Raw genomic sequence first — 5769 nt, 5'->3', positions numbered from 1 at the left:
ATACTGTCTTTCTCATCCCTGCACATGACTAAGAGAATTTCATCAGATTTTATAAAAACTGGTTTTGTCACAAATGCCTCCATACTGCCTATTGGTAACGGTTGTTTTTTACAATGTGGGATATTTAATACCAAAACGGTAATTTAAAGTCAATACCAAAATGGTTATTTTTTATTTTATATTTTTTATGAGTAGAAAAAATGGATGAAAAATGGTCAATTAATACGCAAATATTGGAACTATGGAATAAATTGACAGAAGATGAAAAAAGAGAGTTTATTCTTTTTTATCTTGATAAAATGAAGAAAGGAGATCAAGAAGTTTAACCTTATTATCGTAGCTTAGATGCTCTAACATATCTTCAATTTGTTCATCTAAGCTATTAGGCTTGTTTCCTGAAAACAACAGTTGTTTGGGGGTAATTTTTAAGTGTGGTGCCAAACGTATAGCCCACTCTTTTGTTAGTTTTCGTTGCCCATTTTCTAAACGAAAAATTTGTGGCTGACTAGTTCCTACCAATTCGGCTAATTCTTTTGGAGTTAAACCCACTTTTTGTCTGAAAAATTTCAAATTATTCATGATTCTTATCCTAATTAAAAAAAATATCCTTTCAAATGCCAATATGGTAAAATTTTCTTGCTTTAATAATACCGATATGGTATAAAAAGGAATGTCTAAACTAAAACTGTATTTATCAAAGAATAATATTACTTATGCCGAGTTTGCGATTTTGATAGGTGTTACGCAAGCATCTGTAGCACGCTATGTAAATAAGAAGCGATTTCCGCATCCTAAGATAATACAAAAGATAGCAGAAGTTACCGATAATTACATAAGTCCTAGCGATTGGTATCAAGAGAATTTTCCTTCAATTTCTAAAAGCTGCGGTGTTGATCACACCGGCGAGACTTTGCGCTCTTAAGGAGAGTGGTGATGGCTGTAGAAAAGAAATATGAATTCATAGGGGATGAGATTAGGCTTGGTCAACCTGCACGTTTTCCCCATCATATAGTGCACCTTCGCCGCATCCGTGCATTGAGAGACTTTGGAACCGTTAAGAAAGGTGATCTTGGTGGTTTTATAGAGCATGAGGGCAATTTAAGTCACGAGGGAGATTGCTGGGTAGAGGGTTCGGATAGACCAAGTGGGAATGGTTGTGTTTATGGAAATGCCAAGGTTTATGGTGATGCGCTCATTTCTGGTAGGGCTCGTATTTTTGGACATGCAAAGGTCTATGGTTGTGCAGATGTTTCTGTTGATGCGTATGTTTATGATCAGGCACAGATTTACGGTAATGCCAAGGTTTCTGATTCCAATGTTTACGGTGAGGCGCAAATTTATGAGAATGCTTTAGTAAAAGGCGGAGCAGAAATTTACGGCAATTCTCGTGTTTATGGGAATGCACGAGTTTACAATAAGGCTCGTGTTTACGGTCAAGCCAAGGTTTTTGGCAACGCTGAAGTTTTCAATCAATCTAAGGTTTATGATAACGCGTTAGTTCATGGACATGCCAAGATTAGAGAGCATGCCAAGATTTACGGTAATGCGGATGTTTGTGATTATGAAGATTTTCGCGATAACGATGAAGTTTACATGTGTAAACGCGTTTCACAGAGCACAAATGAAACCAATGAAGCCCATAAGAATGATTCTGGCAAGGCACGTTTAGAGCTTATACCGCCGTTGGCCCTGATTGAAATTGGTAAAGTTTTAGAGTTTGGAGCAAAGAAATACGGAGCAGATAACTGGCGTAATGGCATGCACTGGAGTAGGTTTCACGGTGCTGCCTTACGTCATTTATTAGCATGGTTTGGAGGGGAAAATAAAGATAGCGAAAGTGATTTGTCACACTTGGCACATGCGGCTTGTTGCCTTCTTTTTTTAATGGAATGCGAAGCCAAACAGATTGGTCGTGATGACCGCCCTAAGAGCAATTAAAGGAGAAACAAAATGGGTTTAAATGAAATTTTATTAATAGCGGTAATTTCAGTCTTGCTTTTAGGCGGGGTCATATTTCGGTTTGCTTTGTCTTATCGAGATCAGGTTAAATCTCTCAAAGAGCAGCTTAGAAATATGAGAGAAGAACACAAAGAGAAAAGGCATGAGTTTTTAAAGGAAACTAAGAAAATAATTGATGACTATGATGCGGACCTTAAAAAACGCGACGAAGAAATTGAAAAACTAACACAACAGCTTGAGCAGTGTGATGAGGCATTCAGACGGAACAATGGACTTATAGAGACACTAGAAGCAGATGTTAGATCACGCGATGCAGAAATTGAAAGGCTAAAACAAGAGGGTGAGCAGTGTGATGAGACAGTAGAAGTGCCGCCTCATAAAAATAAGAAGAGTAAGAAGAAAAGTAAGTGAGGTAGAAATGTCGATATATACAGTCGTATCAATTGTTATGTGTGTAGCTGCTTATCTGTATTTTTTTTATAATATTTATTGTCTTTTCAAAGAAAGGCGGGAGATAACAAAAAAGATCAATGAAATAAACGAAATAATGTTTCGTACAAATCAAATGCTTGAAAAACTAATTAAAATCAAAAGAGATTAGGGAATAACCTCATTAATATGTTGATTGTTCTGATACAGTTTAGCAGGGGCCAAGGAAGGAATAGGAATATGCACTTCAATTATTTTATTTGGAAGATTTGGTGAGCTGTGGTGCATAACAAGATCAGGGGTGTTTAATGTATGTGGCTTTAGAGAGCGAATATAGAGGCATAAATCCAATTCGTCATTGTCCATCAGAGCTAAACCAACCCAAGGATTTTTTTGGGGTTCTATTGCGTATAAGGTGAAGTTAATGCATTTTTCTTGTTCTATATTAATAGTAATAATTTTTTCTTCATCATTATTATTTTCCTTACGACATTTTACTAGGAAAAAATTAAACGGCTTTTCTTCTGATAAGCTGATACTGTGTATTTGAATGGCTGTTTGGGTAGGATTTTTGATGTGTAAAAATATTTGAATTATTGGCAGATCAGGTTGGTCATTACGTATTCCCGGTGCTATCTTAACAATGCTAACGTTTAGTTTTTCTCCTAAATCTCGCTCTGTTTTTTCTTCCCATAAAATGTTGACTAGCTCTGTTAGTGATGCAGTCTGCCTTTTGAAGAGCTCTAATTCTTCATCTATTTCTTTTCGAGCCCTTTTGTTTAAGGGCTTTATCACAGCTGCTAGAAGAAATGAAACAACACTACCAACAAAAGCAGCAATGATATTATTGATGATTTCAGATAGCATTGGCATATTTCACACGCCTTTCTCTTTCTACTTTTTAGAAAAAAACAATCTTATAAAACACGTTTTGTATGGAGGGGCGCGGTGAATAACACGATTCTTTGTTTTGATCTAGGAACCAAGACTGGCTGGGCAATAGGTGGTGCAGATGGTGACATATTCAGTGGTACCGTCAATTTTGAACCCCGTCGTTTTGAAGGCGGTGGGATGCGTTATTTGCGTTTTAAGCAATGGCTATCAGAAATAAAGCATACAGCAGGTGATATTGACGCGGTGTATTTTGAAGAAGTGAGGCGTCATGTTGGTACGGATGCAGCGCATGTTTACGGTGGCTTGTTAGCAACGTTAACGGCGTGGTGTGAACATCATCAGATACCGTATGAGGGGATACCAGTAAGTACGATTAAGAAAGCGACGACGGGGAAGGGGAATGCGTCAAAAGAAGAAATGATTAAGGCAATGCGTGCAAAAGGTCACGCGCCTTGTGATGACAACGAAGCAGATGCTTTAGCAATTTTACATTTAGTTAAAGAAAGGGAATTGGGGTATGTCCATTAAATTACCTTGGGTACGTAATTTTTATCAAGAGTGGATTATGGACTTTGCTGGTACTGACGCAGCAGAGAAAGCTACTTATAGTACACTCACAGCGCTTATGTATCGAGCTTGTGAACCGATTTATGATGACACTTCTGTTTTAGCGCGCATCGTTGGTTGCTCAGTGCGAACCTTTAAAAAATCATTAGAAAAACTCATTCGAAAAAAATTAATTCTTCAATTAGAAAATGGAAATTTATGGAGTACACAAGTCGAAGAAGAATTAAAAAATTGCAATGAGAATTTAGATAAGGTATCGAAAGCATCACGGGCAAATAATAGCTTATCAGAGAGAGCAAAGAAAGCAGCGCAAGCAAGATGGTCAAAACATACAAATAATGCTTGTGATGATGCTAAAGCCCCTGAAAATACTGAAAACTATGCTAAAAACGATGCTAAAAATGCTAAATGTGACATTAAGCATATTAAGCATGATTTTCATGATGCTAAAAATGATGCTTACGGCATGCTTAATGATGCCTATATATATAACATAAACAATAACACTAACATTAACAGTAATAATAAAAAAACTAACACTATCGTGTTAGCAAAAAAAGAAACTGATTTTGAAGATTTAGAAATTCATGATCAGGTTGATGAGCTAATCGAGGTTGATGCTGTTGAGACCACATCAGAGCAAATCGAAACAGTATCTGAAAACCAACCTCCCCTTCACGAGCAAGAAAGCGTTCCGAAAAAAGCGAAACGAGTGAAAGCTAATCGTGGCTGTCGATTGCCTGCGGATTTTGAACCCGATTACGATTTTGCGCTTGCAGAGGGCTTGCCTCCGGAGCGTGTGAAAGTCGAGATCGCAAAGTTTCGAGATTACTGGACTGCCAAATCCGGAAAGGATGCTAGCAAAATCGATTGGCAAGCAACATGGCGTAATTGGGTAAGAAATTCAAAAGATTATCAAAAAAATAAACAAGGTGGAAATTATGGAAATTACTCTCAAAGGCAAAAAAGCATTAGTGAACGCCTCTCAGACAGTGTCCTTGATATCGGATCTCGAGGTTACTTTGAAGCACATTCACGGAATGATAGCCCCGGGGTTCCCTTTGGTTTTGAAGGATGGCAGTGCCTTGACCAAACAGCAGGAATCGATTGCTTTAGAAGCTTGTGATCAACTTCACGAGTTGTTTTCAGTGAAGGCTGGGAAAGAGGATATAGCTAAGGCACTTCGCATGCTTTCCTGTGGTTTGAAAATAGCACAACAGGCAGATCATGAAGGGATGGCGCTGACCTATGGAATGGTGTTGGAGAATGTTTCTGCGTGGTCACTGATGACAACGGTTAAACGGATTTTATGTGACGAGATAGACTGCTTATCGGATACGTTTTTTCCTAGCACGCGTGAACTTGTGAGGTTATGCCGTGATCTAGAAAATAGTCTTTTGACCAAAGCCAATCTTGTACGCAAGGCTGTTTTGAATACCCGTGAGAAAAGGATGAAAGAAAAGGAAGCAAGAGAGAATTTTAAACCACTCACGCTTATTCAAAAGCAGGAACTTGAAAAGGTTTTAAAGGGGATTGGAGGAGTTGTGAAAAACATTGAAGGACAGCAAAATAGTGAAAAGTGGTGATGATTTTGTGTTTAGATATGCGTTTAAATCGACAAAAAGGCACCGTACAGAGCGATTTAAAGATTTTATGATGAAAACACATACAGAATACAAAACGCACTGTACGGCCAAATTTGAGGTAAATAACCCATCGGTAAAATTATGGATTAAGGATGCGAATATTAAAACAACGATTCTTTAAAAAACGTAAACAGCAAATGCACATAATGCACAAAAAGTTTGTTGCAACAGCAGTTGGTCATGCACCATGGGGATTAGGGGTAGCAGAGTATTTTTATAACCTTTACGAATATCCTGATGGTAGGAGAGAGTACGAAGAATTTGATGGTGGTCA

General features: G+C 37.9%; 8 protein-coding genes and 2 pseudogenes. 8 read left to right on the top strand and 2 right to left on the bottom strand.

The genetic code is table 11. From position 1 onward, the window contains the following. Positions 1-276: 276 nt before the first annotated feature. The gene (locus HNQ69_RS07355) at positions 277-579 is read right to left on the bottom strand and encodes a helix-turn-helix domain-containing protein (protein WP_183229374.1); all 303 of its coding nucleotides are present in this window, start codon (positions 577-579) and stop codon (positions 277-279) included. Between the two features lie 91 nt (positions 580-670). Between HNQ69_RS07355 and HNQ69_RS07350 the strand changes: the two genes are divergently transcribed. The 4 genes and pseudogenes from HNQ69_RS07350 (at position 671) to HNQ69_RS07340 (ending at position 2370) form a co-directional block, all read left to right on the top strand. Then, a complete protein-coding gene (locus HNQ69_RS07350) occupies positions 671-922 on the top strand; it encodes a helix-turn-helix domain-containing protein (RefSeq protein ID WP_183229373.1) in 252 nt (83 codons plus the stop codon). A gap of 11 nt (positions 923-933) precedes the next feature. Continuing rightward, positions 934-1434: pseudogene (locus tag HNQ69_RS08095) on the top strand (dATP/dGTP diphosphohydrolase domain-containing protein); the annotation flags it as partial. A gap of 159 nt (positions 1435-1593) precedes the next feature. Next, entirely contained in the window at positions 1594-1938 is a 345-nt protein-coding gene (locus HNQ69_RS07345; protein WP_183229376.1) for a dATP/dGTP diphosphohydrolase domain-containing protein, read from the top strand. 12 nt (positions 1939-1950) lie between these two features. Next, positions 1951-2370: a hypothetical protein gene (locus HNQ69_RS07340; protein WP_183229372.1), complete on the top strand. Its 420-nt coding sequence runs from the start codon at positions 1951-1953 to the stop codon at positions 2368-2370. A 186-nt stretch (positions 2371-2556) separates the two neighbouring features. Here the strand turns inward: HNQ69_RS07340 and HNQ69_RS08090 are convergent, their stop codons facing one another. Continuing rightward, positions 2557-3255, bottom strand: a complete 699-nt coding sequence (locus HNQ69_RS08090) for a hypothetical protein (RefSeq protein ID WP_246348564.1) — start codon at positions 3253-3255, stop codon at positions 2557-2559. A gap of 81 nt (positions 3256-3336) precedes the next feature. Here HNQ69_RS08090 and HNQ69_RS07330 point away from each other — a divergent pair, with 81 nt between their 5' ends. From HNQ69_RS07330 to HNQ69_RS08085, 4 genes and pseudogenes are all read left to right on the top strand, one after another. Next, positions 3337-3810 (top strand): hypothetical protein, encoded by a 474-nt coding sequence (locus HNQ69_RS07330; protein WP_183229371.1) that lies wholly within the window; start codon positions 3337-3339, stop codon positions 3808-3810. Then, positions 3800-4975 carry a DUF1376 domain-containing protein gene (locus tag HNQ69_RS07325; RefSeq protein WP_183229370.1) on the top strand — a complete coding sequence of 392 codons (1176 nt, stop codon included), beginning with the start codon at positions 3800-3802 and terminating at the stop codon, positions 4973-4975. The genes HNQ69_RS07330 and HNQ69_RS07325 overlap by 11 nt, the downstream gene beginning before the upstream one ends. Then, positions 4935-5435 carry a hypothetical protein gene (locus HNQ69_RS07320; RefSeq protein ID WP_246348562.1) on the top strand — a complete coding sequence of 167 codons (501 nt, stop codon included), beginning with the start codon at positions 4935-4937 and terminating at the stop codon, positions 5433-5435. The genes HNQ69_RS07325 and HNQ69_RS07320 overlap by 41 nt, the downstream gene beginning before the upstream one ends. 152 nt (positions 5436-5587) lie before the next feature. Continuing rightward, positions 5588-5769, top strand: a pseudogene (locus HNQ69_RS08085) (hypothetical protein); the annotation flags it as partial.

This window comes from Bartonella callosciuri (assembly GCF_014203215.1).
Classification (GTDB): Bacteria; Pseudomonadota; Alphaproteobacteria; order Rhizobiales; family Rhizobiaceae; genus Bartonella; species Bartonella callosciuri.
Note: the sequence above shows the minus strand (reverse complement) of the source record. Positions and strands in the feature narration are given on the sequence as shown.

What these genes read in the sequence shown, in the direction of transcription:
- HNQ69_RS08090 (WP_246348564.1), bottom strand. Translation starts at nt 3,255, where the DNA reads ATGCTATCTGAAATCATCAATAATATCATTGCTGCTTTTGTTGGTAGT.
- HNQ69_RS07350 (WP_183229373.1), top strand. Translation starts at nt 671, where the DNA reads ATGTCTAAACTAAAACTGTATTTATCAAAGAATAATATTACTTATGCC.
- HNQ69_RS07325 (WP_183229370.1), top strand. Translation starts at nt 3,800, where the DNA reads ATGTCCATTAAATTACCTTGGGTACGTAATTTTTATCAAGAGTGGATT.
- HNQ69_RS07355 (WP_183229374.1), bottom strand. Translation starts at nt 579, where the DNA reads ATGAATAATTTGAAATTTTTCAGACAAAAAGTGGGTTTAACTCCAAAA.
- HNQ69_RS07345 (WP_183229376.1), top strand. Translation starts at nt 1,594, where the DNA reads ATGTGTAAACGCGTTTCACAGAGCACAAATGAAACCAATGAAGCCCAT.
- HNQ69_RS07340 (WP_183229372.1), top strand. Translation starts at nt 1,951, where the DNA reads ATGGGTTTAAATGAAATTTTATTAATAGCGGTAATTTCAGTCTTGCTT.